The organism is Nocardia sp. 2TAF39 (assembly GCF_052114905.1).
Classification (GTDB): domain Bacteria; phylum Actinomycetota; class Actinomycetes; order Mycobacteriales; family Mycobacteriaceae; genus Nocardia.
The window spans coordinates 27416-49946 of the sequence record NZ_JBFRFQ010000045.1; the positions used below are offsets into that span (position 1 = coordinate 27416).

Here is a 22531-nt window from a genome sequence, read left to right on the forward strand (position 1 = left end):
CCTCTCCTACCGCGCCACCTGCTGTTCGGCTGGTTGGTGCACCGTGTCGGCGGGCTTTTCGGCGTAGAGCCGCTCGATCTCCTGGGCGTATTTGGCCGCGATCGGCTTGCGCCGCAGTTTCATCGTCAGCGTCACCTCGTCACCGCCGGGCTCCCAGAAGGTGGGCAGCACCGTGAAGCGTTTGATCTGCTCCACACGTGACAGGGTCGTGTTGCCCGCCGCGACGCCACGCGCGATCTCGGCCAGCACGCCGGGATCGGCGGCCAGCGCGGGCGCCGACGCGTCCGCCAAACCGTGCCGGGCGGCATACAACGCGGCGGTTTCGGCGTCGATGACGATCAGCGCCGTGTTGTAAGGGCGGGCGTCGCCGATCGTGGCGATGGCACCGACCAGCGTGGTCGCGGCTTTGACGGCGTTCTCGATGTTGGCGGGGGACATGTTCTTTCCCGCGGAGTTGATGATCAGCTCCTTCTTACGGTCGACCACACGCAGGTAGCCGCTGTCGTCCACGGCGAGAATGTCGCCGGTGTGCAACCAACCGTCGGCGTCGAGTGCCTCAGCGGTCTTGTGCGGTTCCTTGCGGTAGCCCTTCATCACCAGCGGCCCGCGCACCAGGAATTCGCCGTCCTCGGCGATCCGCCACTGCATCCCGGGCAGCATCCGGCCCACCGAACCCAGGCGCGCCTGGGCGGGCGGGCAGGCGCTGGCCACGCAGGTGAGTTCGGACATGCCCCAGATCTCCGAGATCGGGACGCCGAGTCCGAAGAAGAACCCGAGCGTCTGAGGCGGGATCGGCGCGGCACCGGACATGGCCCATTTCAGCTGGTCCAATCCGACTTTCGCGCGCAACCCCGACAGCACCCGCTCGTCGGCCTCCGCCCATTCCGCGGCCAGCTCGGCGCCGATCGTCATACCACTCAGCTGCGCGTCGGCTTTGCGCGCCGCCACCCCCAGCGCCCACTGCAACCCGCCCCGGGCGGTCTCGTCGGGTTCGTTCGCGACCGCGAACTCGATGGCCGCCTTCAACTTCTCCCACACTCGCGGCACCGCGCCCCAGATCGTCGGATGCACATCGACCAACGCGGCAGGCAGCAGCGAGCGGTCGGGCACCACCGTGATCTGGATTCCGTAGACCTGCTGCAAGTACAGACAGCAGAACCGGTCGGCCATGTGCGCCGACGGCAGATAGGAGGTCTGGCGGTCGCCGAACGCCACCGGAAGCACGGCGTGGAACGCGCGCGCTTCGGCCAGCAGGTTGGCGTGTGTGATCTCGACACCTTTCGGGTTTCCGGTGGTGCCGGAGGTGTAAACGAGGGTGAGGATGTCCTCGGGCCGCACGGCCCGCCAGGTCGCCTCGAAATCGAAATCGCCGCTGCCCATGGCTTTCAGCTCATCGAGGCCGAGCGTGCCCTCCGATGCGCCATCGAGGCAGACGATGGTCTCGATCGGCGCGCCGCAGCTGCGGATGCGCTCGACGTACTGCTGCTCACAAATCACCACCCGGTTGCCCGCGTTCGCGAAGACGTAGCTCAGCTGCTCGGGTGCGAGCGTGTTGTACACCGAAAACGAGGTCGCGCCGGTGTGCTGGACGCCGACCTCGACAGGATAGAACTCGACCCGATTGGCCATCATCAGCGCGACGGTGTCACCGCGGCCGATCCCGAGGGCGTGCAACCCGGCGGCGACCTCGCGGACCTGGTCGGCGTACTGCCGCCAGGTGAGCGTGTGATCACCGCCGATGGATCGGACGGCCACCGCGGCCGGATCAATTACCGCGCTGCGCTGGAATGCGGCACAGGACGTGTTCGGTTCGCTCATCCCACAACCTCGTTCAGTACACCTGGCTTTCCCAGACCGTAGGTGCCCGGCCGACGCGTGGGGGCCTTTTCGACCGTTTTGGGCGTTTTTCCTCGTCCGGCGTTCGGTATCGAGGTCGGCGGCCGCAGGACCTACGGATCGGATCAGCTCGTCGGCCGCGAGCACCGCTGCGTGATGCGGCCGCACGCAACATGATCGACAGCGATGCGCACTCGACCCGCGCGGCGAGGATTCGATCTGCTACCCCAGGGTCGCCCGAACAATAGGCGTCGCGAACTTCGCTGAGCTCGGCCCGAGCGGCGCGACGATGGGGTACTGTACGGTGCGTCAAGTCCGGCTCGAACGAACAGAACGGCGCCGCGAATGTCACGTGTGGTCACCAAAGAGCAGTACTTCGACACCGCACTGGAGGTGCTCGCCGAATTCGGGTTCAAGGGCCTCAACATCGGCGTGCTATGCCGGCGGCTCGGCGTCACCAGCGGCTCTTTCTACCATCATTTCGGTAGCTGGCAAGGATTCGTCGACGCCCTGCTCGACCACTGGGAAAACCGCCAGGTCCGTATCCTGCGGACGCTGAAGTTCAACCAGGGCAACCCCGACGACGACATCCGCGCCATGTCCGTTCTCGCCGCCGGATTGCACCATGCCGCCGAGGCCGCGATCCGCGCGTGGGCCGCCAATGACGAATCGGTCAACCTCGCCCTCAAACGCGTCGACGAATCCCGCAGGCGCACTGTGCACAAGGCGATCAAAGGCGTCATCGGCGACAACGACACCACCACCGTGGTGACGTCGCTGGGCATGGCGATGCTGGTCGGGTACCAGCAGATCGCCGCGGGCGGCGAGGAGCTGTCGCTCGACGGGCTGCTTACGGAATACGCGCGCCTGATCTACTCGCACGCCCGGCGCTGACTCCCCGACACTAGCCGAGCAGCTCGTCCACGTAGCACCACCGCCACGCCTCACCCGGCTCCACGCTGCGCATCACCGGATGCCCGGTGCCCGCGTAGTGCTTTGTCGCATGATTGCCCGGCGACGAGTCACAGCACGCAATGTGCCCACACGACAGGCACATCCGCAGATGCACCCACGCCAGCCCCTCCGCCACACACTCGGCACACTCGTCGGTCCCCGTAGGTTCACGAACCAGCGGCGCGACACGCAGATGCGCGCAATTGTCCTCGGCCACCGGGGCCGCCAGCGGTTCGACGCGCTCTTCCTCGGCCTCGTCGAAGCGGTCGATCATCGACTCCTCGAGATCCAGCCGCGCCATCACGTGCTGGAGGATCTCGTAGTCCACCGCGCCGGAATCCCGCACCCGCAGCACAGTTTCGCGTTCGGCGCGCAGCATCTCCAGCCGCAGCCGACGGTACTCCGCGGTGGGGGTGGCCAGTTCCGACTCGGCGCGCCCGAGCCGCTCCCACGCGGCGTTGGTCTTCCAGGTCACGCGGTCGCGCAGCATCTCGACCACGGCCGGCGGGGTATCCGGCGTGATCGCCGCATCGAGCGCGGCCAGGCCCACCGCGGTCGATTGCTGCAGCAGGTTGGCCTTCTGCAGCGCGTCCTCGGCGCGGCTGGGCCCCCGCAGCCGCAGCCACCGCATCAGCCACGGCAGCGACGTCCCCTGCAACAGCAGTGTTCCCGCCACCACCACCAGCGCGAGGAGTTTCAGCACCGGCAATTGCGGGGTTTCCTCGGGCAGCAGCAGCACCGCCGCCAACGTCACCACGCCGCGCATCCCTGCCCACGACACCACAACCGGGTGCGTCAACGGCACATCGTCGGCCCTCCCGAACCGGCGTGACAACAGCGTCGACGGAAACACCCACAGCGGCCGCGCCAGCATCGTCACCGCCAGCACCGTGATCGCCGCCGACACCAGAGTGCGGTGGTCGAGCCCGCTGCTCCACGCACCTTCGACAATCGCGCGCACCTGCAACCCGATGATGACGAACACCGAACTCTCCAGGATGAATTGGATCGTCCGCCAGTTGATGCGCTCGGAGATCCGCGACGCCGCGCTCTGCCACACCGGTGCGCCGTGTCCGAGGATCATCCCGCAGCAGACGACGGCGATCACCCCCGAGGCGTGGATGCCCTCGGCGGGCAGATACGCCGCGAACGGAGCCAAGAACGACAGCGTCGTGTCGAGCACCGGATCGGTGATGCGACGGCGCAGCATCGCCAGCAGGTAGGCGACGACGATGCCGACGGCCGCGCCACCGCCCGCCGCGAGCAGGAAGTCACCGCCGGCCTGCCACACCGACACGGTGCCCGCCGACGCCGCTATCGCCGTGCGCAACGCCACCAACGCGGTCGCGTCGTTGAACAGCGACTCCGACTCGAGGATCGTCACGATCCGCCGCGGCATCCCGATCCGGCGCGCCACCGCCGTCGCGGCCACCGCGTCCGGCGGCGCCACCACCGCACCCAAGGCGACCGCGACCGCGAACGGCACCGGCAGCAGCCACCACACCACCGCCGCGACAGCGAACGTGCTGAACAGCACCAACCCCACCGACAGCAGCACGATACTGCGCACATTGGCGCGGAAATCCACCAGCGACGTGCGAATCGCGGCGGTATACAGCAAGGGAGGCAGCAGACCGAGCAGAATGATCTCCGGATCCGGGTGGATCTCCGGCACGAACGGCAGAAACGACGCCGCCACCCCGGCCACTGTCAGCACCAGCGGTTCGGACACCCCGAACCGACGCGCCAGCGCCGCCAACGCGGCCGCCGACGCGACAAGAACAACCAGGCCGATCGCGACATCCACTGTGGCATTCTCGCAGAGCGCACGATCGGCAACCGACCGCGCGGTAGATGACACGTGCGCGATCGGCGGAACGGCTGTGCCCGGCGCGTGCACGCGCCATGCTTGTCGGCGAAAGGGAGGTAGGCATGGAGGAGTTTGCGTCCTGGCGGGCGAACGGACGACGACACACCCACCGCGGCCACCAGATCTTCTGGCGGGACGGCGGCGGGGGCGCCGAAGGCACGCTCGTCTGTATCCACGGATTTCCGACCGCGTCATGGGACTGGCACGCCGTCTGGCCCGGCCTGTGCGAACGCTTCGCACGGGTCATCGCCCCGGACATGATCGGTTTCGGCTGGTCGGCGAAACCGCGCCACTACGACTACACGATCGGCGACCAGGCCGACATCCACGAAAACCTGCTGCGCGAACAAGGCGTCGGCCGCTACCACATCCTCGCCCACGACTACGGCGACACGGTCACGCAGGAACTGCTGGCCCGCGAGGCCGAACGCCGTGCGGCAGGCGACGGATCACTGGTGATCGAATCGGTGTGCCTGCTCAACGGCGGCCTGTTCCCGGAAACCCACCGACCGCGCCCGATACAGCGGCTGCTGGCGAGCCCGCTGGGAGCGGCAGTCGAGGCACTCGGCAGCAAGCGCACCTTCTGCCACAGCCTGGCCGGGGTGTTCGGCCCCGACACAAAACCCAGCGACAACGAACTACACCAGTTCTGGCTGCTGTGGTACAGCAAGCACGGTAAACGCAACGGGCACAAACTGATCCGCTACATGGCCGAGCGCCGCAAGCATCGGGAACGCTGGGTCGGCGCGCTGCAGCAGGCGCAGGTTCCGATTCGGCTCATCGACGGCCTACTCGACCCGGTCTCCGGCGCGCACATGGCGCGCCGCTACCGCGAGCTGATCGCCGGCCCGGACGTGGTGGAGCTGCCGAGTATCGGACACTACCCCCAGCTCGAGGCCCCGGAACAGACGCTGACGGCGTTCCTGGAATTCCACGGCGATCGGGTCGGCTGAACCTCCCGCCACCGCATGCCCGCGCGACACCAAGCCTGTCCACCGCCCCTAACCGGTGCCCGGACAGCAGAACAATTCCCACTCCACCGATTTGAACAGAATTTCGAACCCACAGGAGGAAGCCAGCTCATCAGCGAGACGCCAGCATGTCGTGACGGGCGTGGAAGTCGTCGAGCAGCCGGGCACCCACTGTCTGTGGTTTCCGAACGTTTTCCAACCAACGGCCGGCGGCTTCGATGTTCCCGTGGCGAGTGCACGCCACGCAGTGAGTGCCGAGGCAGGCGCACCCGTCAACTTCAGGGCGCGCGGCCCCGAATGTACCGGTATGACGCAGCACAGGCCGGCATCATCGAAGGCGTTTTGCTGGCGATCACCACACCCGCTGCGGAATCCAGGCGCGGGGAGCAGGACTCGTCGTCAAATGCCCGCGGCGTTGGAGTAGAAGAGTTGATCTTCGCGGTAGCCGCCCTGCCCCATTCCGATGGCTGCTGGGTCGTCGATGAACTCGATCGCCTTGATCCATTTCACCATCTTGTAACCGAGCTGGGTTTCGAATCGGGCCCGCACCGGCGCGCCATGCTCCACGGGCAAGGGGATACCGTTCATCTCCAACGCCAGCATTGCTTGAGCCTGCCGGGCGATCGTCAATGGCACGGCCTCGTAGTAGAACCCGTACCGGCCCCTGCCCTCGGTCAAGCCCTTGTCGTCCATCGCGTAGAACACCGCATGTGTTGCTTCCGGGTGCGGACGTACCACTTCCAACAGCCGTGTCATCGGCACTCCACCCCATTCCGCGATCGCGTTCCAGCCCTGGATACAGTTATGGTTCGTGATCTGCTGCTCCATGCCGAGTTCGCGCAGTTCCGCGAGGGAAAACGACGCCGGGCGCTCGACCTTACCGCCCACCATGAGCCGATAATTTTCGAATCCTTCCGTCGCCATGCGCTCGTATTCCGCACCCACTGGCGGGTAGCCGTTAACGCGATGGTATTCGGAAATCTGGCTGCGGCGATACCGCTGCCGCGAGGTGACCGATCGCGACAGCCAATATTCGAATGGGCCGACAAGCTTTCCGATAATCCGCTGCGTGCTGCGCGGACTGAGCCGCGAGAATACCGTCGCACCGATATGAATCATGACGATCAGCGCCAAACCCAGCGACCCGATCACCGTGGCGAGGGCGCGATCGGCATCCGCGGATCCGAGGACGATCTTGGCGAATTCTTCCGGAACCCCGTGGACCACGACCATGAATACGTGCACCGCGACGAACGCGACGAACGCGCACAAGCCGAGAAAATGCACACTGCGTGCGCCTTGTTTGCCTCCGAAAACCTTGCCGTACCACGGGAACTTCGCCAGCACCGCGGGGGACATCGCTGCACCGGACGCCATCTGCAACGGGGCGAGCATGAAGACAACCGCGAAGTAGGTCAACTTCTGCACCGCGTCGAACGGCTCGCCAGGTAACTGGGGAGCCAACTCGAAGTGCAGATAGGTGCCCACGTCACGAATCGCCTGCGGGAATATCGACCAGTCCGTCGGAACGAGATATCGCCAATATCCGGTCACCATGACCATGGCAATGTACACGGCGCCGGTCAACACCCAGAAATGCGCGGTAGAAAAATGCCAGTAGCGGCCGAGGCCGAGGTTGTTCCGACCCGGCATGGCCACCACCGGATTCCAGGATTCTTCCTCGTCCAGCGAAACCCACGGGCGCCGGGAATCGGCGCCGAATGCCTTGCGGGTAAACCTCGCCCATTCCCGTCCCGGCGGGCAGCTGTCATTCCAGTACAGCTTCGGAAATGAAGACAGAACTTCGATACCCGATCGCGCCAGCAGCGACCAGAACAGAATATTGAGAGCGTGGGTGACGATCACGAACCATGGATATTCAGGCACCGCATTCATGAGCACCTCCCGGCTGTCGGAGGACCTCCGCTCTCACTCTACCGAGTGCTGAGCGAGGCCGGGTACTCGATATCGCTTCGTCATGGTCAGACAGCGGCTTTCATGCTGTCATGGAGTAATGAGCGAGCGGGACCGCGCCACCGATGCCGACACTGTCCAATCAGCGGTCGCGGCGGCACGTCGCGACGTTCTCGGCGGGCGAGGGCCCAACGCGGGACCGGCCGAGATTCTTCGTTCGCAACGAGAACGCCCGAACCTCGGTGGACTGCCCGCACCGCTGGAGCGGGAACTGGTTCACATTGCGGCCCTCCTGCTACGGGAAGTCGACGCAGCACCCGACTTCTCCACCGTCCCGAGCAAGATCGAACGTTTGCGGGCACTGTGGGATCCCGTCCCCGCCGACAAGCGGCATGCGGCAGCATGGCCCTGGCATCCGGTAAACCACGACCCAGCCTCGCCACCTACCCCGGGGCCCGGGAACAACTAATTCGATCGAGGCCGACGACGAGACGTCAACCTGTCGTGTGGGCGAGCCCCAGGCGGCGCGCCATTCCGTGCGCATCCGGGGGTGTGGCGTTCGACGGCGCTCCTCGCGAATTTCCGAGATTCAGCTGCGGTGGCCCGAAACAAACTCCTGGGCTTTGGTTTTCGCGCCTTGCGCCATGAGATGCCAGCCGTCGGGGTCGCCGCGCAAGACCGCTTCGGCGGTCGATTTCATCTGTTCCCACGTGGCGTGCGGTGGGATCGGCGGCACCTCCGGATCGCAGCGGATGTCGAGCACCGTCGGCCGGTCGGCCGACAGCGCCTGCTCCCAAGCGGCCGCGATATCGTTCGGATCATCGACCGCGAGCGCACCGAGCCCGGACGTGCGGGCGAGTTCGGCGTAGCAGACGTCCGGCAAAGACTGTGATTGCTCGAATTTCGGCGCTCCGCCCATCGATCGCAGCTCCCACGTGACCTGATTGAGGTCGTTGTTGTGAAACACACATACCACCAGCCGCGGATCCGACCACTGCTCGTAGTAGCGGCTGATGGTCAGCAACTCGGCCGCACCGTTCATCTGCATCGCGCCGTCACCGACGAGTGCGACCACCGGCCGGTCCGGGTGCGCGAACTTAGCGCCGATCGCGTACGGCACGCCCGGCCCCATAGTGGCCAGCGTGCCCGACAGCGAGCCCCGCATCCCTTTGCGGAATCGCAGGCAGCGGGCATACCAGTTGGTGGACGACCCCGAATCGGCGGTCACGATCGCGTCCTCGGGAATGCGCTGCGACAACTCCCACACCACCCGCATCGGATTGACCGGTTTCGCATCCAGCATCGACTGCCGTTCAATAGTGCTCCACCAGCGGGTGACGTTGGCTTCGATCCTGTCGCGCCAGCCGCGGTCGGCTTTGCGTTTCAGCAGCGGAAGCAATGCGGTGAGTGTTGTCTTCGCGTCGCCGACCAGGTTGACCTCGGTGGGGTAACGCATCCCGATCATGGCGCCGTCGATGTCGATCTGCACCGCCCGCGCCTGACCGAACTCGGGAAGGAACTGCGAATAGGGGAAGTTCGACCCGATGATCACCAAGGTGTCGCAGTCGCGCATCAATTCATAGCTGGGTCGTGTACCCAGCAGGCCGATCGATCCGGTCACGTACGGCAAAGTGTCCGGCAGCACATCCTTGCCCAACAGTGCCTTGGCTACCCCGGCACCGGTGATGTCGGCAAGCTCGATGACCTGGTCGGCGGCATTGCGCGCGCCCTGACCAACCAGGATCGCCACCCGCGAGCCGGCGTCGAGGATATCTGCGGCCCGTTCGATATCGGCAGATTCAGCGGTGATCGTGGATCGCAGGGCGGCCGGTGGGCTGGAGGGAATCTGTTTGAATGCATGCTCGGGCGGCTGGTAGCGCTCCTCCTGCAGGTCGGAAGGGATTATCAACGCGGCGGGAGCCCGACGAGTGCTCGCGACCCGGAAGGCGCGGTCCAGCGCGTTGGGCAGCTGCTCGGCGACGTTCACCTCGACCAGGTAGTCCGAAGCGACGTCCTTGAACAGGGTCTGCAGGTCGACTTCCTGCTGGTAGCTGCCGCCCATCGCGCTGCGCGCGGTCTGACCGACGATCGCCACAACCGGGACATGATCGAGTTTCGCGTCATAGAGGCCGTTCAACAGATGGATCGCGCCGGGCCCCGACGTCGCGGTACAGACACCGACCTCCCCGCTGAACTTCGCATAGCCCACCGCTTCGAACGCGGCCATCTCCTCATGTCGCGCCTGAATGAACGGAGGCTTGTTGTCGGCGCGATCGAAGGCCGCGATCAGACCGTTGATGCCGTCGCCCGGATAGCCGAACACCTGTTTCACGCCCCACGCACGTAGTCGTTGCAGGACGTAGTCGGCGACCTGGTCAGCCATATCGTTCTCCTGTCCGCCTTCGAGGTGTCGTCTCCGGCGCGGGTACCCCCGCAGCCGTGTCCCAATCCCCACGAATGCCCGCCGAAGAGGTGGGTACCCGCGCGATGGCACGTTTGTGCCGATACCATCCGCCGCCGTCGAGAGGGAGGTGCCCCTGATGGCACGTTCGGCTGACACCCCTGGCCACCGCCGCACCTCGACTCGCTCACAGTGGCCGCTGGAGTCGTTGCACACGGAGTTGACCGAGCGGATCGACGGCGAGGTGCGATTCGATTCCGGCAGCCGTGCGACGTATTCGACGGATGCGTCGAATTATCGGGCGATCCCCCTCGCGGTGGTCGTGCCGCGCACGCCGGAGGACGCGGCCACGGCTATCGGCATCTGCCATGACCACGACGTGCCGGTGGTCTCCCGTGGGGGCGGCACCAGCCTGGCCGGGCAGTGCTGCAACACCGCCGTCGTCATCGATTGGAGCAAGTACTGCACTCAGGTGGTGTCGGTGGACCGCGCCGCAGGCACCGTCGTGGTCGAACCGGGCATCGCGCTCGACCGGCTCAACACCGAGCTGGCCTCGACCGGGCTGATGGTCGGCCCCAAACCGTCGACCCACGTCAGCTGCACCATCGGCGGCATGATCGGCAACAACTCGTGCGGTTCCACCGCGCAGGCCTACGGCAAAATGGTCGACGCCGTGCGACGGCTGGAGATCGTCACCTACGACGGACTGCGCGCCTGGGTCGGGCCCGGTGCGGTCATAGCGACCGACGACGAGCGCGGGCGTGACCTCCGCACGCGGCTGCGCACAATCCGGGACCGCTACGCCCAGGACATCCGAGCGACATTTCCGCACATCCCGAGACGGGTATCGGGCTACAACCTGGATTCACTCTTGCCGGAAAACGACTTCGATATCGCCAAGCTCCTGGTCGGCAGCGAAAGCACGCTGGCGACCGTTTTGCGGGCAGAGCTCGAGTTGGTGCCCCGACCTCACGCGATGGCACTGGCGGTACTCGGATTCGAGGACATCTACGCCGCCGCCGACGCCGTGCCGCTGATCCTGCCGCATAAGCCGGCGGCGCTCGAGGGCCTGGATCACCGGCTGGTCGAACTCGAGCACAGCAGACATCTCGCCGAGCGCGCGATCGGGCAGCTGCCCGACGGCAGAGGGTGGCTCATGATCCAATTCGACTCCGCCGACCAGCAGGACGCCGACCGCAAGGCGCGCGTCATGGTCGATGATGTGTGCCGGCGCACCGGAGCGAGCTCGACGATACTGGATGACCCCAAGCGAGAAGCCGAACTGTGGGCGGCCCGGGAGGCAGGCCTCGGTGCCACCGCGTACCCGCCTGGCGGCCCGGAGACACACGAAGGCTGGGAGGACGCAGCCGTCCCGCCCGAGCGGCTCGGCGACTATCTGCGCGACTTCGAGCGACTGCTGACGCGCTTCGGATACCAATCCAGTTCACTTTACGGGCATTTCGGGCACGGCTGCGTACACACGCGCATACCTTTCGACCTGCGGACCGCCGATGGCATCGCGAACTATCGCACGTTCGCTCAGGAAAGCGCCCGACTCGTGGTGCGCTACGGCGGATCGCTGTCGGGTGAGCACGGCGACGGCCAGTCGCGCGGCGAGCTGCTGCCGATCATGTTCGGCGACACCGTGGTGAACGCGTTCCGCGAGGTGAAATCGCTCTTCGATCCGCACAACAGGATGAACCCGGGCAAGGTCATCGACCCGCATCCACTCGACGAGGATCTACGGCAGGGGAGCGCCTACCGGCCGTGGGAGCCCGCGACCCACTTCGCCTTTCCTGACGACGATCACCGCTTCAGCGCGGCGGCGGCCCGCTGCGTGGGGGTCGGTAAGTGCCGCGGCGACAGCAGCGGCGTCATGTGCCCCAGCTATCGGGCGACGCGGGAGGAGGAACACTCCACCCGTGGCCGGGCACGGATACTGTTCGAAATGCTCAACGGTGAGGTGATCACCGACCGGTGGCGCTCCACCGAGGTCCGCGACGCCCTCGATTTGTGCCTGGCCTGCAAGGGGTGCCGCAGCGACTGCCCGGTGGATGTCGACATGGCCACCTACAAGGCCGAATTCCTCTCCCACCATTACCGGCGACGTCTGCGGCCGATGGCCCACTATTCGATGGGCTGGATTCCGCTGTGGGCTCGGTGGGGGACCAGCATCGCGCCGCTGGCCAACGCGGTCACGCACACACCCGGGCTGCGGCAGCTCCTCGCCCGCGCCGGCGGCGTCGATCCGCGCCGGGAGTTGCCACGGTTCGCTTCGGCACGTTTCACCGAAACTTTCACTTCCCGAGACACTTCCGATCCGCAACCGCGGGCCACCGTGCTGCTGTGGCCGGACACGTTCACCAACAACTTCGAACCAAACATCGCCCACGCCGCCGTCACTGTGCTGGAAGCGGCGGGACTCCACGTCGAAATACCCGCCCGCGCTGTGTGCTGCGGGCTCACCTGGATCTCCACCGGACAGCTACCCACCGCGAAACACGTGCTACGCCGTACCCTGCGCACTCTGGAACCGCAACTGCGCCACGGAACACCTGTCGTAGTGCTGGAACCCAGCTGCGCCGCCGTCTTCCGCTCGGATCTGCCCGAACTGCTGCACGGCGACGAGGACGCACACCGGCTCGCGGGACAGACCCGCACTCTCGCCGAAGTGCTGGCCGAATGCGCACCCGACTGGCGCCCGCCCGCCGTCGATGGCGCGGCCATGGTGCAGCCGCATTGCCACCACCACGCCATCCTGCGCTACGACCGCGACCGCGAACTGCTCCGAACCACCGGTGCCGACATCGACGTACTCGACGCCGGATGTTGCGGCTTGGCAGGCAATTTCGGCTTCGAACGCGGCCACTACGAAATCTCGGTCGCGTGCGCCGAGGACACGCTGTTGCCCGCCATCCGGCAACGACCAGCCGGAACCGAGGTCTTGGCCGACGGGTTCAGCTGCCGCACCCAGATCCGCCACCTAGCCCCCGACACCCGACCGCGACACGCCGCCGAACTGCTCGCCGACGCCATCACCGGCCGCCGCGCATGATCAGCGCGGATGTGCGGATCGAGGACCCGGTGACGGTCGCCGCCTACCGGTTCCCGACCGCCGAGCCCGAGGCGGACGGCACTCTGACCTGGGACGCCACCACAGCAGTCGCGGTCGAGGTGACCGCCGGCGGCGAACACGGGCTCGGCTGGACCTACAGCAGCCCCGCCGCCGCCACGATCATCACGCATGATCTGGCTCCCGTCCTGCGCGGATTCTCACCCTTCGACATTCCCGGCTGCCGCACCGCCCTGCACCGCGCCTGCCGCAATATCGGCACCACAGCGGTGGTCGCGCACGCGTTGAGCGCGGTCGACATCGCGCTGTGGGACCTGAATGCCAGGCTGCTGCGGGTGCCGCTGTCGGAACTCTTCGGCTCCGCGCGGCCCGCCACCCCGGTATACGGCTCGGGCGGCTTCACCAATCTCACCGACGCCGAACTCGCCGAGCAGATCGAGGATTGGCTGGCGGCGGGATGCTCTCTCGTGAAGATAAAGATCGGCCAGGACCGCGGCGCCACGATCGACCGTGACCTCGACCGCGTCGCGAAAGCCACCGACCTGCTCGGCGGGACCGGTCGCCTGATGGTCGACGCGAACGGCGGATACACGGTCGGGCAGGCGCGCCGTGTCGGCGCCGAGCTCGACCGGCTCGGTGTTGTCTGGCTCGAGGAACCGGTCACCAGCGACGACGCATTCGCGCTGGGACGAGTTCGCGACGCGGTGCACTGCGATGTGGCCGCCGGTGAGTACATCTACAGTCGCTACGACGCCGCGAAGCTCGTCGGCTCCGTGGACTGCCTGCAACTGGACGCGACCAGATGCGGCGGCTACAGCGGATTCTTCGAATGCGCCGCCCTGGCCGCCGCCCACGGCTTGGATGTCTCCGCGCACTGCGCACCAGCGCTGCACGCACCGATCACGGCGGCCGTGCCCAATCTGCGGCACCTCGAATGGTTCGTCGACCACGCCCGCCTCGAGCCGATCCTGGTCGAGGGCGCCCCTGTTGTCGCCGACGGCTTCCTGCCACCGCACACCCGTCGGACTGGACACGGCATGTCCCTTGCCGAAGCGGCTTGTGCCTATCAGATCTCATTGTCGCCGCAACCGAGCGGCCAGTGATTCGGTCCGTTCGGCCAGCCAAGTCTGGGGACTGCGCCAGTGCGCGCGCTCATCGAACCCGCCATGTGCGCCGAAATCTGGTCCCCCTGCGCGGTCGACCGGCCGCCACAGGTTGTCCGCACGCTCGACGTCTTCGGTGTCCGTCTGCTGCGAGGAGTACCCGGTGCGGGCGAGATATCGGTCGAGCACCGCCGGCGCCAAACGCTGCGCGAGCACCGTCCCGACCGTGCTCGCACCGATCCAGTACTGCTTGCGGCGCGGATGCGCCGCGGCGAAGGCGATCGCATCGGCGACGATTTCAGGCTGATAGATCGGCGGAACCGGCTGCGGTCGCTTCGGCAACCGTGATCGCACCCAGGAGAACTGCGGAGTGTTCACCGCCGGTGCCTGCACGATCGTGATGTGCACGTTGCTGTGATCATGCAGCAGCTCGACGCGCACCGCCTCCACGAATCCGTTGACGGCGTGCTTGGCGCCGCAGTAGGCCGACTGCAGCGGAATCGCGCGTTCCCCCAGCGCCGAACCCACCTGCACGATCGCGCCCCGATCACGATGGCGCATGCGGGCCAGCGCCGCCATCGTGCCGTGCACCGAACCCAGATAGGTGACCTCGGTGACGCGGCGGAACTCGTGCGGCGCGATTCTGCTGAACGGCGCGAACACCGAGGTGAACGCCGAGTTCACCCAGACATCGATCGGCCCGAACTCGGCCTCGACACGCTCGGCCGCGGCCTCCACGGCAGCGAAGTCGGCGACATCCGCACTGATCGGCAACGCCCGCCCACCGGCCGCGCGCACCTCCTCGGCGGCGGCCGCCAACCCGGCGCGACCGCGGGCGAGCAACGCGACCGATGCACCATCGGCGGCGAACCGGCGCGCTGCCGCGCGCCCGATTCCACCGCTGGCGCCGGTGATCACCACAGTCTGCGAACTGGTCACGAACACTCCCTTCCATAGCGGCGCGATCGCTTACCTCGGGCGATCGCACCGATCCTCCAGCGACGCCAGCCGAATCGCGGATTCCAGCAGCATCGCGTGCACGAACGCCTGCGGCAGATTGCCGCGCAACTGCCGCTGACGCACATCGAATTCCTCGGCGAACAACCCCGGCGTGCCGCAAGCCGCCCGATTGCGTTCGAAGAACCGCATCGCCGTCACCGGCCGCCCGAGCTGCTCCGCGGCCATCGCCATCGCGAAGCCGCACAACAGAAAAGCGCCCTCGCGTACCTCCAGCGGGCGCGCGTCGCGCCGGAACCGGTACACGTAGAAATCGCTGCACAACTCGTCTTCGACCGCGCCGAACGTGGCCGCATAACGTGGATCGCCGACGGGGACAGCGCCGCGAAGCATCGGCAACAGCAGCGCCGCGTCGACACCCGGATGCCCTGGACTCCGTTGCCAGCGACCACTGGGATGTCGCCCACTATGCGCCGCCTGCGCGATCAGGAAGTCCGCGAGAGCGGTACACCACCCGGTGTCGACTCCGGTCGCCGCGCAGGACGCCACCGCGCGTAGTCCGGCCGCACAGGTCAGCCGGGAATGAGTCCACAGCTGGTTGTCCAGCTCCCAAATTCCGGCGTCGGGCCGATCATGACGCTCGGCGATCGCGGACACTGCCACATCGACAGCGCGGCGATGCCCCCCGTCCAGCCGGTCGTGTCGGCCCGCCGCGGCGAACAGCAGCAACGCCTCACCGAACGTGTCGAGTTGAAACTGCTCGCTTACCCGGTTGCCGGTCACCGGCCGCGCCCCGGGATAGCCGGGAAGATCCAGGTCACGCAGTAGCGGAACGGGCCCGCCGTGCACGGTGTAGGCGGGGGCCAGATCGGGCCCGTCCGCGTGCAGCCTTTCGGCAACGAAGTCGACAGCGTCGTCGAGCAGCCGGTGTGGTCCCGCCGCGGCTACAGCTTGACCGGCCAGGCATTGATCGCGAATCCACACATACCGGTAGTCGTAGTTCTCGCCCTGGTCGGCGCGTTCGGGCAGACTCGTGGTCGCGGCGGCGACCATCCCGCCGGTGTCGGCGGTCATTCCGCGCAACACCGCATACGCGTGGCCTGCGTCGCGGGGCGCCACCGCATGTGCCAGATCCGGTACCTGACGCTCCCAGGCGGATTCGGTGTCCGCCCAGACCCTTCCCGCGTCCGGTGGGTGACCGGGCAGGGTGACATCGGACAGCTCGAGGATCAGATCATGGTGCCCACCCGCGGGAACCAGCATTCGATCAGTCCAGTACGGCTGGTCCTCCTCGTCGACGACCGAGGCCGACTCAGCTCCCGTCCACCGAAGCCGCACCGGTCCGACACGGGCGTGCCAGACACCGTCGGCGTCGCGGTGCAGCCCTCGTGGCGGCGAGGTACCGAACCCTGCGACCGGCCGCAAAACGACATCCACCTCGGCGTCACCGTGCAGCGCCAGCACGCGGCGCAGCAGCACCGCCCGATGCGCCTGGCCAGGAAACATCAGCGCCTCCCGGCACTCGATGATCGCCGACCCCACAATCCATCGGGCGCGCCAGATCAAGGTGCCTGTCTCGTAATAGCCGCCCCACACGAACGGGCCGGTGGGTGTGACCGAATAGAGCCCTTGCCCACCCAGCAGGCTCGCGAATATCGCGTCACTGTCCCACTCGGGCGCACACATCCACGAAATATCGCCCCGTGGACCCACCAGCGCACCACGCTGCCCATCTGCGAGCAGCGCGTACTCCCGCAACACATGCGGTGCACCCGCGCAATCCCCGGTCATGGTCGCCGAGTACCACGACGACAATCGGATAACCATCACACGATGCGCCGCAATCAGTCATCGAACATTCGAACTCGCTCGAACCTCCGAACTGCGCTGTTCACGAGCCACCTCACACGGACAGTCGGCAGTCGACACCGCGGTGTGCGGCGAGACTCACTGACCAGGATTTCGCAGTGGGCCGCACACAACGTGCACTGTCAGGCAATAGTGGTAGCACTCATGGATTTTCACCTTCTCGGGGTCACCTCCCACGGGCTGATCACGGCCCAGGCCGCGATGTCACCACATCACCCCGTAACGTGGGCTGCATCCCGGCAGCGAACACATCGGCGGTGACCACATCGGCGGTGACCACATCGGGTACCAGGGTGGGCACATCCGAATTGTGCTCGCACACTTCACTTTTCGCCCCCGACTCCGCCGGCCAAGGCCGCGAGCACGCTCCTGGTCTGGTGATCGGCGCCCAACTGGTTCGGGTGGAACGGCACCGCCGGGCCCACCGGATCACTGGTGAACGGGATCAGGCCCTCCACCCACCGCGTCCCTGGCGCCTGACACGCGTCATGCCCGATGCTCGTGGCATACGAGTCGACGAACTCCACACCGGTCGCCCGCGCCACCCGAGCCAGCATCGCATCCAGCTCGATCAGCTTGTGGCCCAGCCAGTTCGCGTCCGCATCCGAGATCGGGACGGCCGGAAAGCAACCAGGTCCGGTGCCGACGCCCGCGAAGTAATCCAGCAGCAGAATCCGCGCACGCGGCGACCGCGCACGGATGCCCTCGATCACCGACGTCACCTTCGGCGCGACCGCGGCGATGTTTGCCGACATCCGATCGACGCCGTCGACCACCAGCGTATTCAGGCAGGGTGACACCGCAGGATCGGCGGTCAGGCAGCGCTGGACCGTGGCGGCCAATCCCGCGTCGTTACCGCCGATTTCGAGGGTCACCAGATCCGTCGACGGGGTGAGGCGATCGAACTGCGGCGCGCTCACTCCGCGCGCGGTGCTCTGCGCAGTGGTCATATGCGCGGTCGTCGCCCCACCGCAGGTCGCGTCCCGAAACACCGGCATCGCCAGTGCCGCGGCCACCTGCTTGGCGTAGTCGGCCCGGCTCTGTGCGCACCCGATCGGCACGAACTCGTCGGTCGGCTGACTCAACGAGGCATCTGCCGCCCACGAGTCGCCCAGAGCGACGTACTCACCGAACAGGGGAGCCGCCGAGGATGCCGACACCTGCACGCCCGAGACAGCAGCCCCGATAGCCGCGCACGCCACCATCACGCGCACCCTCCCACCCATTTCGCCTCCGCACCTAGCCGACTTCCAGCAAATTTGGACTTACGTCCAATATCAGTGAACCTAGCATCACAGTGTCCGACAAGCGCGTACAGCGTCCAAATCCCGCCAGCCTCAGCATATTTCAGGACGAATCATAGACCGGAACGCCAACTTGACCGACCTTTGCAGGCGCCGACACTCCTCACTCCGACGTTCAATCGCAACCCGTCCCCACAGACAAAGCAGGGGAGTCACCTCCCAGCTACACAGTCGGCTCGCGGACGGGCACCCCGGTGACGGATTCCCCCTTCGACGGAACACGAAATCCCGGCAGGTACCGATTCACCACAGGAATCAGCACGTGAATCAGCGGACCGATCCCGAACGCGTACACGAGCGTTCCGATACCGACACTGCCGCCCAGAACCCACCCGGTCGACAACACCGTCACCTCGATCACCGTGCGCACCACCCACACCGATTTGCCGGTCCGGCGAACCAGTCCAGTCATCAATCCATCCCGCGGCCCCGGCCCCATGCCCGCGCCGATATACAACACACTGGCCACCGCGTTCACCATCACCGCAACGCCCATCGCGCCCACCCGCACCGGCAGCGCCTCCCACGGCGGCAACCACGCCAGGCCGACGTCGACCGACAGCGCGATCACCACGACATTGCTCACCGTTCCCAATCCAGGCAACTGCCGCAACGGAATCCACGCCAGCAACACCGCGACACCGGTCACCGCCGTCACCGCCCCGAAACTGATCGGCACATGCCGCCCCACCCCTTGATGAAACACATCCCACGGATCCAGTCCGAGCCCCGCCCGCACCATCACGGCCATCGAGAACCCGTACAACCACAACCCGACATACAACGCGACCAACCGACGAACCAGCACCGACCGAGCATGCCGATAACTGGACCGCCAAAACAGAGCCACCTACCAACTACTGGACTGTAAAACACCACCTCCACCCGCCCTGCCCACAACCGCTCATACGGTTCAGGACCAGCCACGTGCGCTACCGCTACGGCAACGGTGCAGCCCAGCGCAGCACAGTTCCCCCGGTGGGACTGCTCCCGATGCCGAAACCGCCGCCCGCGCGCTCGGCGCGAGCGGCCAAGTCGGCCAGCCCGCTGCGCCACGTGAGGTCGTCGGGAACACCGGTTCCGTCGTCGGCCACCTCGACGGTGATGTCGTCACCCACTGTGAGGCTGACCGAAACCGAAGTCGCGGCAGCATGCCGGACCGCGTTGCTCGCCCCCTCGCGCACCACCGCCGCGACATCCTCGGACAACAGCGGCGCCAGCACGGAAACAGGACCGGCCAGGTGCACCGTGGTACGCAAGCCGCTGTCGGCGGTCGTCTCGGCGACAATGTCATGCAGTCGTTTACGGAACGCGGGGGTCTCGGTGGCGCTGGTGCTGCTCTGCAGGTCGAAGATCGAGTGGCGGATATGCTGCAAGATGGCCTGCAGGTCGTCGATGGTTTCGGTGAGCCGGGCCTTGACTTCGGGCGCACGGGCCCGTTGCAAAGTGCCCTGCAGCGACAGGCCTACCGCGAACAGTCGCTGCATGACGTGATCGTGCAGATCGCGGGCGATCCGGTCACGATCGGACAGCACGTCCAGCTCCCGCATCCGCCGTTGCGTGTCCGCCAGGTGCAACGCGAGCGCGGCTTGATGGGAGAACGCCACCATCATCGACTGCGCCGCAGCGTCCAAGCCCGGCGCACCGGCGGGCCGCAGAGTGGTGAGTACACCGATCGTGGTATTCGCGGCTCGTAACGGTAGGACCAGCACCGGGCCGAGTGGCGCCGCAGAGTCGAACAGCACATTGTGCAGCAACCGGTCGACGGCCATGGCATGCCCTTCCCGGAACACCACGCCGGAATGAGATTCGCTGATCGGGATCCGCCGACCGATCAGCACATCGGCTTCAATACCCGCAGCCGCGACCACCGCCAATTCGGTCACTTCTTCATGGGGGATATCAGGGTCGTCGGGCAGGGCGAGGAACGTGCACGCAGAGTCGGTAAGCGTCAACGCGCGCTGGGCGATCAGGTCGAGCACTTCGCCGGGTTCGCCACCGGCGAGCAGCTCGGTGGACACGTCACGAATCGCTTCCAACCACTGCTGGCGGATCCGGGACTGCTCGTAGAACCGAGCGTTCTCGATCGCGATCCCCGCCGCCGCCGCGAGAGCCTGGACGACGACCTCATCGTCCTCGGTGAACTCCTGGCCTCCCACCTTCTCGGTGAGGTAGAGATTGCCGAACACATCATCGCGGACCTTCACCGGAACGCCGAGAAAGGTGCCCATCGGCGGATGATGCGCAGGAAAGCCGACCGAGGACGGATGAGCCGAAAGATTTTTCAGCCGAATGGGTTTCGGTTGATCGAACAGCAGGCCGAGGACTCCGTGGCCACGAGGCAAGTCACCGATCAGCATCCGGGTGTGGTCATCGATGCCCTCGTGAACGAACTCGGCGAGCTGGTTGGTGGTCGTTTCGGTCGCACGGACACCGAGGGCGCCGTAGCGTGCATCGACCAACTCGATGGCGGCGTGCACGATGGAGCGCAGCGTGTTGCCGAGATCCAGTCCAGCGGTGATGAGGAGCATGGCCTCGATGAGCCGGTCCATCTGATCACGGACGCCGACAATCTGCGCGATCCGGTCCTGAACCTCGAGGAGCAACTCCCGGAGCCGCAGCTGAGACAGGGTCTCGGTGACCGGCGTCCAGTCACTGGAACCGGCCTCGGACCGCTGGCGTTCCATGTTCGGAATTCTCTCATGCCCCCGGAGGCACGTCAGCCCGTCTGTGCTAGCGATTTGCTGGACTGATTCCTCCGCTTCCGCCCGCAGCTTCGCCATCAGCGCGGCACCCGCGCGATTGTCGAGCAGCGATCTGCCTACGCCGACATCGCGGACAGCACCGATGAGCTCGAGACTCTTCATGCCCTGCCGAAGCCCCCAGAAGACGGCCACCGCAGTGGAAGTCCGTCCCATCAGGAGGGGACATCCTGCTCTTACCGACGACGCGTCGCCGGTGGCAGCGTGAGTACCAGAGGCGACGAAGGAGGGATGGACGACAGACATGGATCACCGACTGCCCGATGATCACACCATGAAGGCGGCGCTCGCGCTCGCGGTGCGGGCACCGTCGGCACACAACACTCAGCCGTGGCGGTTCCGCATCGGCGAGCGGGGGATGCACATCTATCTCGACCCTACACGAGCGCTGCCCTCGACCGATCCCGATCAGCGTGACCTCGTACTGAGCTGCGGGGCAGCATTGCACCACTTACGGATCGCGCTCGCAGCCATGGGATGGTCTGCTGTGGTGCACCGACTGCCGAACCCCGCCGACCAGAATCACCTGGCTTCGATCGAACTCGTCCGGAATCGGCCGACCATGACCGACATCGCGCTGGGCGCCGCCATCACCAACAGACGAACCGACCGCAGGAACTACAGCTCCCGGCCCCTACCGCCGGGCTATCTCGGGCTGGTCACCGAACGCGCCGCGGAGTTCGGCGGCGTCATCCGCCAGGCCGCATACGAATCGCGCGACCGGCTGGTCGAGGCAATGAACGCGGCAGCACGACAACACTCCGGAGACCCGGACTATCAACTCGAGCTAGCGGTATGGAGCGGCAGGCACGACACCACTGACGGTGTACCGGCACGCAACACCCCACCACCCCGCACCGGCCATGAGATTCCGAGCCGGATCTTCACCACGCCACGGCTGACCGATTCCACCCCCGAACCCGACTACGCCGAACTGCTGGTGCTCGGTACCGCAGCCGACGACCAGCTGTCGCGACTGCGCGCGGGCGAAGCGGTGAGCGCGGTCCTCTTGACCGCCACGAATGTCGGATTGGCCACCTGCCTGCTGACCGAGCCGCTGGAGATCCCCGGACTGCGCAAGAAGATCCGACTCGGCGTGCTCGACGACGCCACCTTCCCACAAGCCATCATCAGAATCGGCTGGCTGCCCGACGACACCCCGCCACTACCGGCAGCGCCACGACGGACAGTCGACGAACTGTTGGACCCATTCGACGCCGGGGAAACCACCGCCCAATGAGCAGCGCCTTCCGTTGCGAATGAGCGCTTTTCGAATATTCCGATAACCGATGCCAAGCTGGACCTGGCTTCCCGCTCGATCAGCGACAGCGCGGGATGTTCGCTATCGCCCGACAGCCGAACCAGGCCTACCGCCTCGGCGACGGTAACAGTGTCCTCCGCCGGGGAACCCTCGCCAGTCGATGACGCCGAGCCGACGTCGCGGTGCGTGCAGTGGGCAACCGAGGACCGGTGGCCGCCCAGCGAAGGACTTTCGTCCCTGCCACGCACGAGCCCCG

The 22531-nt window shown here is 66.4% G+C and carries 15 protein-coding genes; 6 read left to right on the forward strand and 9 right to left on the reverse strand.

All coding sequences use genetic code 11. The features are described from left to right. Nucleotides 1–6: 6 nt before the first annotated feature. On the reverse strand, nt 7–1818 hold the full coding sequence (gene fadD11, locus AB4Z47_RS24160; protein WP_441953808.1) for a fatty acid--CoA ligase FadD11: 1812 nt from the start codon (nt 1816–1818) through the stop codon (nt 7–9). Nucleotides 1819–2181: 363 nt separating this feature from the next. On the opposite strand from fadD11, the gene AB4Z47_RS24165 reads away from it, so the two are divergent. Further along, complete coding sequence (locus tag AB4Z47_RS24165) at nt 2182–2730, forward strand: TetR/AcrR family transcriptional regulator (RefSeq protein WP_441953810.1); 549 nt, start codon at nt 2182–2184, stop codon at nt 2728–2730. Between the two features lie 10 nt (nt 2731–2740). On the opposite strand, the gene AB4Z47_RS24170 is transcribed toward AB4Z47_RS24165, so the two are convergent. Then, the gene (locus AB4Z47_RS24170; RefSeq protein WP_441953812.1) at nt 2741–4597 is read right to left on the reverse strand and encodes a Na+/H+ antiporter; all 1857 of its coding nucleotides are present in this window, start codon (nt 4595–4597) and stop codon (nt 2741–2743) included. A gap of 125 nt (nt 4598–4722) precedes the next feature. Here AB4Z47_RS24170 and AB4Z47_RS24175 point away from each other — a divergent pair, with 125 nt between their 5' ends. Further along, nucleotides 4723–5613: an alpha/beta fold hydrolase gene (locus AB4Z47_RS24175; protein ID WP_441953814.1), complete on the forward strand. Its 891-nt coding sequence runs from the start codon at nt 4723–4725 to the stop codon at nt 5611–5613. A 417-nt stretch (nt 5614–6030) separates the two neighbouring features. On the opposite strand, the gene AB4Z47_RS24180 is transcribed toward AB4Z47_RS24175, so the two are convergent. Beyond that, nucleotides 6031–7527, reverse strand: a complete 1497-nt coding sequence (locus tag AB4Z47_RS24180; protein ID WP_441953816.1) for a molybdopterin-dependent oxidoreductase — start codon at nt 7525–7527, stop codon at nt 6031–6033. 118 nt (nt 7528–7645) lie between these two features. On the opposite strand from AB4Z47_RS24180, the gene AB4Z47_RS24185 reads away from it, so the two are divergent. Continuing rightward, complete coding sequence (locus AB4Z47_RS24185) at nt 7646–8014, forward strand: hypothetical protein (RefSeq protein ID WP_441953818.1); 369 nt, start codon at nt 7646–7648, stop codon at nt 8012–8014. A gap of 120 nt (nt 8015–8134) precedes the next feature. Here the strand turns inward: AB4Z47_RS24185 and AB4Z47_RS24190 are convergent, their stop codons facing one another. Beyond that, the gene (locus AB4Z47_RS24190; RefSeq protein ID WP_441953820.1) at nt 8135–9928 is read right to left on the reverse strand and encodes a thiamine pyrophosphate-requiring protein; all 1794 of its coding nucleotides are present in this window, start codon (nt 9926–9928) and stop codon (nt 8135–8137) included. Between the two features lie 157 nt (nt 9929–10085). On the opposite strand from AB4Z47_RS24190, the gene AB4Z47_RS24195 reads away from it, so the two are divergent. Continuing rightward, on the forward strand, nt 10086–13001 hold the full coding sequence (locus AB4Z47_RS24195) for an FAD-binding and (Fe-S)-binding domain-containing protein (RefSeq protein WP_441953822.1): 2916 nt from the start codon (nt 10086–10088) through the stop codon (nt 12999–13001). Further along, nucleotides 12998–14122 carry an enolase C-terminal domain-like protein gene (locus AB4Z47_RS24200; RefSeq protein ID WP_441953824.1) on the forward strand — a complete coding sequence of 375 codons (1125 nt, stop codon included), beginning with the start codon at nt 12998–13000 and terminating at the stop codon, nt 14120–14122. The genes AB4Z47_RS24195 and AB4Z47_RS24200 overlap by 4 nt, the downstream gene beginning before the upstream one ends. Here AB4Z47_RS24200 and AB4Z47_RS24205 read toward each other — a convergent pair. The 5 genes from AB4Z47_RS24205 to AB4Z47_RS24225 all read right to left on the reverse strand — a co-directional run bounded on the left by AB4Z47_RS24205 (nt 14093) and on the right by AB4Z47_RS24225 (nt 20939). After that, nucleotides 14093–15061 carry an SDR family oxidoreductase gene (locus AB4Z47_RS24205; protein ID WP_441953826.1) on the reverse strand — a complete coding sequence of 323 codons (969 nt, stop codon included), beginning with the start codon at nt 15059–15061 and terminating at the stop codon, nt 14093–14095. The two genes, AB4Z47_RS24200 and AB4Z47_RS24205, sit on opposite strands and share 30 nt — an antisense overlap. A gap of 30 nt (nt 15062–15091) precedes the next feature. Beyond that, on the reverse strand, nt 15092–16906 hold the full coding sequence (locus AB4Z47_RS24210) for a glycoside hydrolase family 15 protein (protein ID WP_441953828.1): 1815 nt from the start codon (nt 16904–16906) through the stop codon (nt 15092–15094). A 365-nt stretch (nt 16907–17271) separates the two neighbouring features. Next, nucleotides 17272–18174, reverse strand: coding sequence for an SGNH/GDSL hydrolase family protein (locus AB4Z47_RS24215; protein ID WP_441953830.1), 903 nt, complete (start codon nt 18172–18174; stop codon nt 17272–17274). Nucleotides 18175–18415: 241 nt separating this feature from the next. Continuing rightward, the gene (yczE, locus tag AB4Z47_RS24220) at nt 18416–19003 is read right to left on the reverse strand and encodes a membrane protein YczE (protein WP_441953849.1); all 588 of its coding nucleotides are present in this window, start codon (nt 19001–19003) and stop codon (nt 18416–18418) included. A 187-nt stretch (nt 19004–19190) separates the two neighbouring features. Beyond that, nucleotides 19191–20939 carry a sensor histidine kinase gene (locus AB4Z47_RS24225; protein WP_441953832.1) on the reverse strand — a complete coding sequence of 583 codons (1749 nt, stop codon included), beginning with the start codon at nt 20937–20939 and terminating at the stop codon, nt 19191–19193. Nucleotides 20940–21258: 319 nt separating this feature from the next. On the opposite strand from AB4Z47_RS24225, the gene AB4Z47_RS24230 reads away from it, so the two are divergent. Then, a complete protein-coding gene (locus AB4Z47_RS24230) occupies nt 21259–22254 on the forward strand; it encodes an Acg family FMN-binding oxidoreductase (RefSeq protein ID WP_441953834.1) in 996 nt (331 codons plus the stop codon). Nucleotides 22255–22531: the final 277 nt, after the last annotated feature.

Bases quoted from the DNA above. Each gene is read 5' to 3' on its own strand.
- fadD11 (WP_441953808.1), bottom strand. From the start codon at position 1,818: ATGAGCGAACCGAACACGTCCTGTGCCGCATTCCAGCGCAGCGCGGTA.
- AB4Z47_RS24165 (WP_441953810.1), top strand. From the start codon at position 2,182: ATGTCACGTGTGGTCACCAAAGAGCAGTACTTCGACACCGCACTGGAG.
- AB4Z47_RS24175 (WP_441953814.1), top strand. From the start codon at position 4,723: ATGGAGGAGTTTGCGTCCTGGCGGGCGAACGGACGACGACACACCCAC.
- AB4Z47_RS24180 (WP_441953816.1), bottom strand. From the start codon at position 7,527: ATGAATGCGGTGCCTGAATATCCATGGTTCGTGATCGTCACCCACGCT.
- AB4Z47_RS24185 (WP_441953818.1), top strand. From the start codon at position 7,646: ATGAGCGAGCGGGACCGCGCCACCGATGCCGACACTGTCCAATCAGCG.
- AB4Z47_RS24190 (WP_441953820.1), bottom strand. From the start codon at position 9,928: ATGGCTGACCAGGTCGCCGACTACGTCCTGCAACGACTACGTGCGTGG.
- AB4Z47_RS24195 (WP_441953822.1), top strand. From the start codon at position 10,086: ATGGCACGTTCGGCTGACACCCCTGGCCACCGCCGCACCTCGACTCGC.
- AB4Z47_RS24200 (WP_441953824.1), top strand. From the start codon at position 12,998: ATGATCAGCGCGGATGTGCGGATCGAGGACCCGGTGACGGTCGCCGCC.
- AB4Z47_RS24210 (WP_441953828.1), bottom strand. From the start codon at position 16,906: ATGGTTATCCGATTGTCGTCGTGGTACTCGGCGACCATGACCGGGGAT.
- AB4Z47_RS24215 (WP_441953830.1), bottom strand. From the start codon at position 18,174: ATGGGTGGGAGGGTGCGCGTGATGGTGGCGTGCGCGGCTATCGGGGCT.
- yczE (WP_441953849.1), bottom strand. From the start codon at position 19,003: ATGGCCGTGATGGTGCGGGCGGGGCTCGGACTGGATCCGTGGGATGTG.
- AB4Z47_RS24225 (WP_441953832.1), bottom strand. From the start codon at position 20,939: ATGGAACGCCAGCGGTCCGAGGCCGGTTCCAGTGACTGGACGCCGGTC.
- AB4Z47_RS24230 (WP_441953834.1), top strand. From the start codon at position 21,259: ATGGATCACCGACTGCCCGATGATCACACCATGAAGGCGGCGCTCGCG.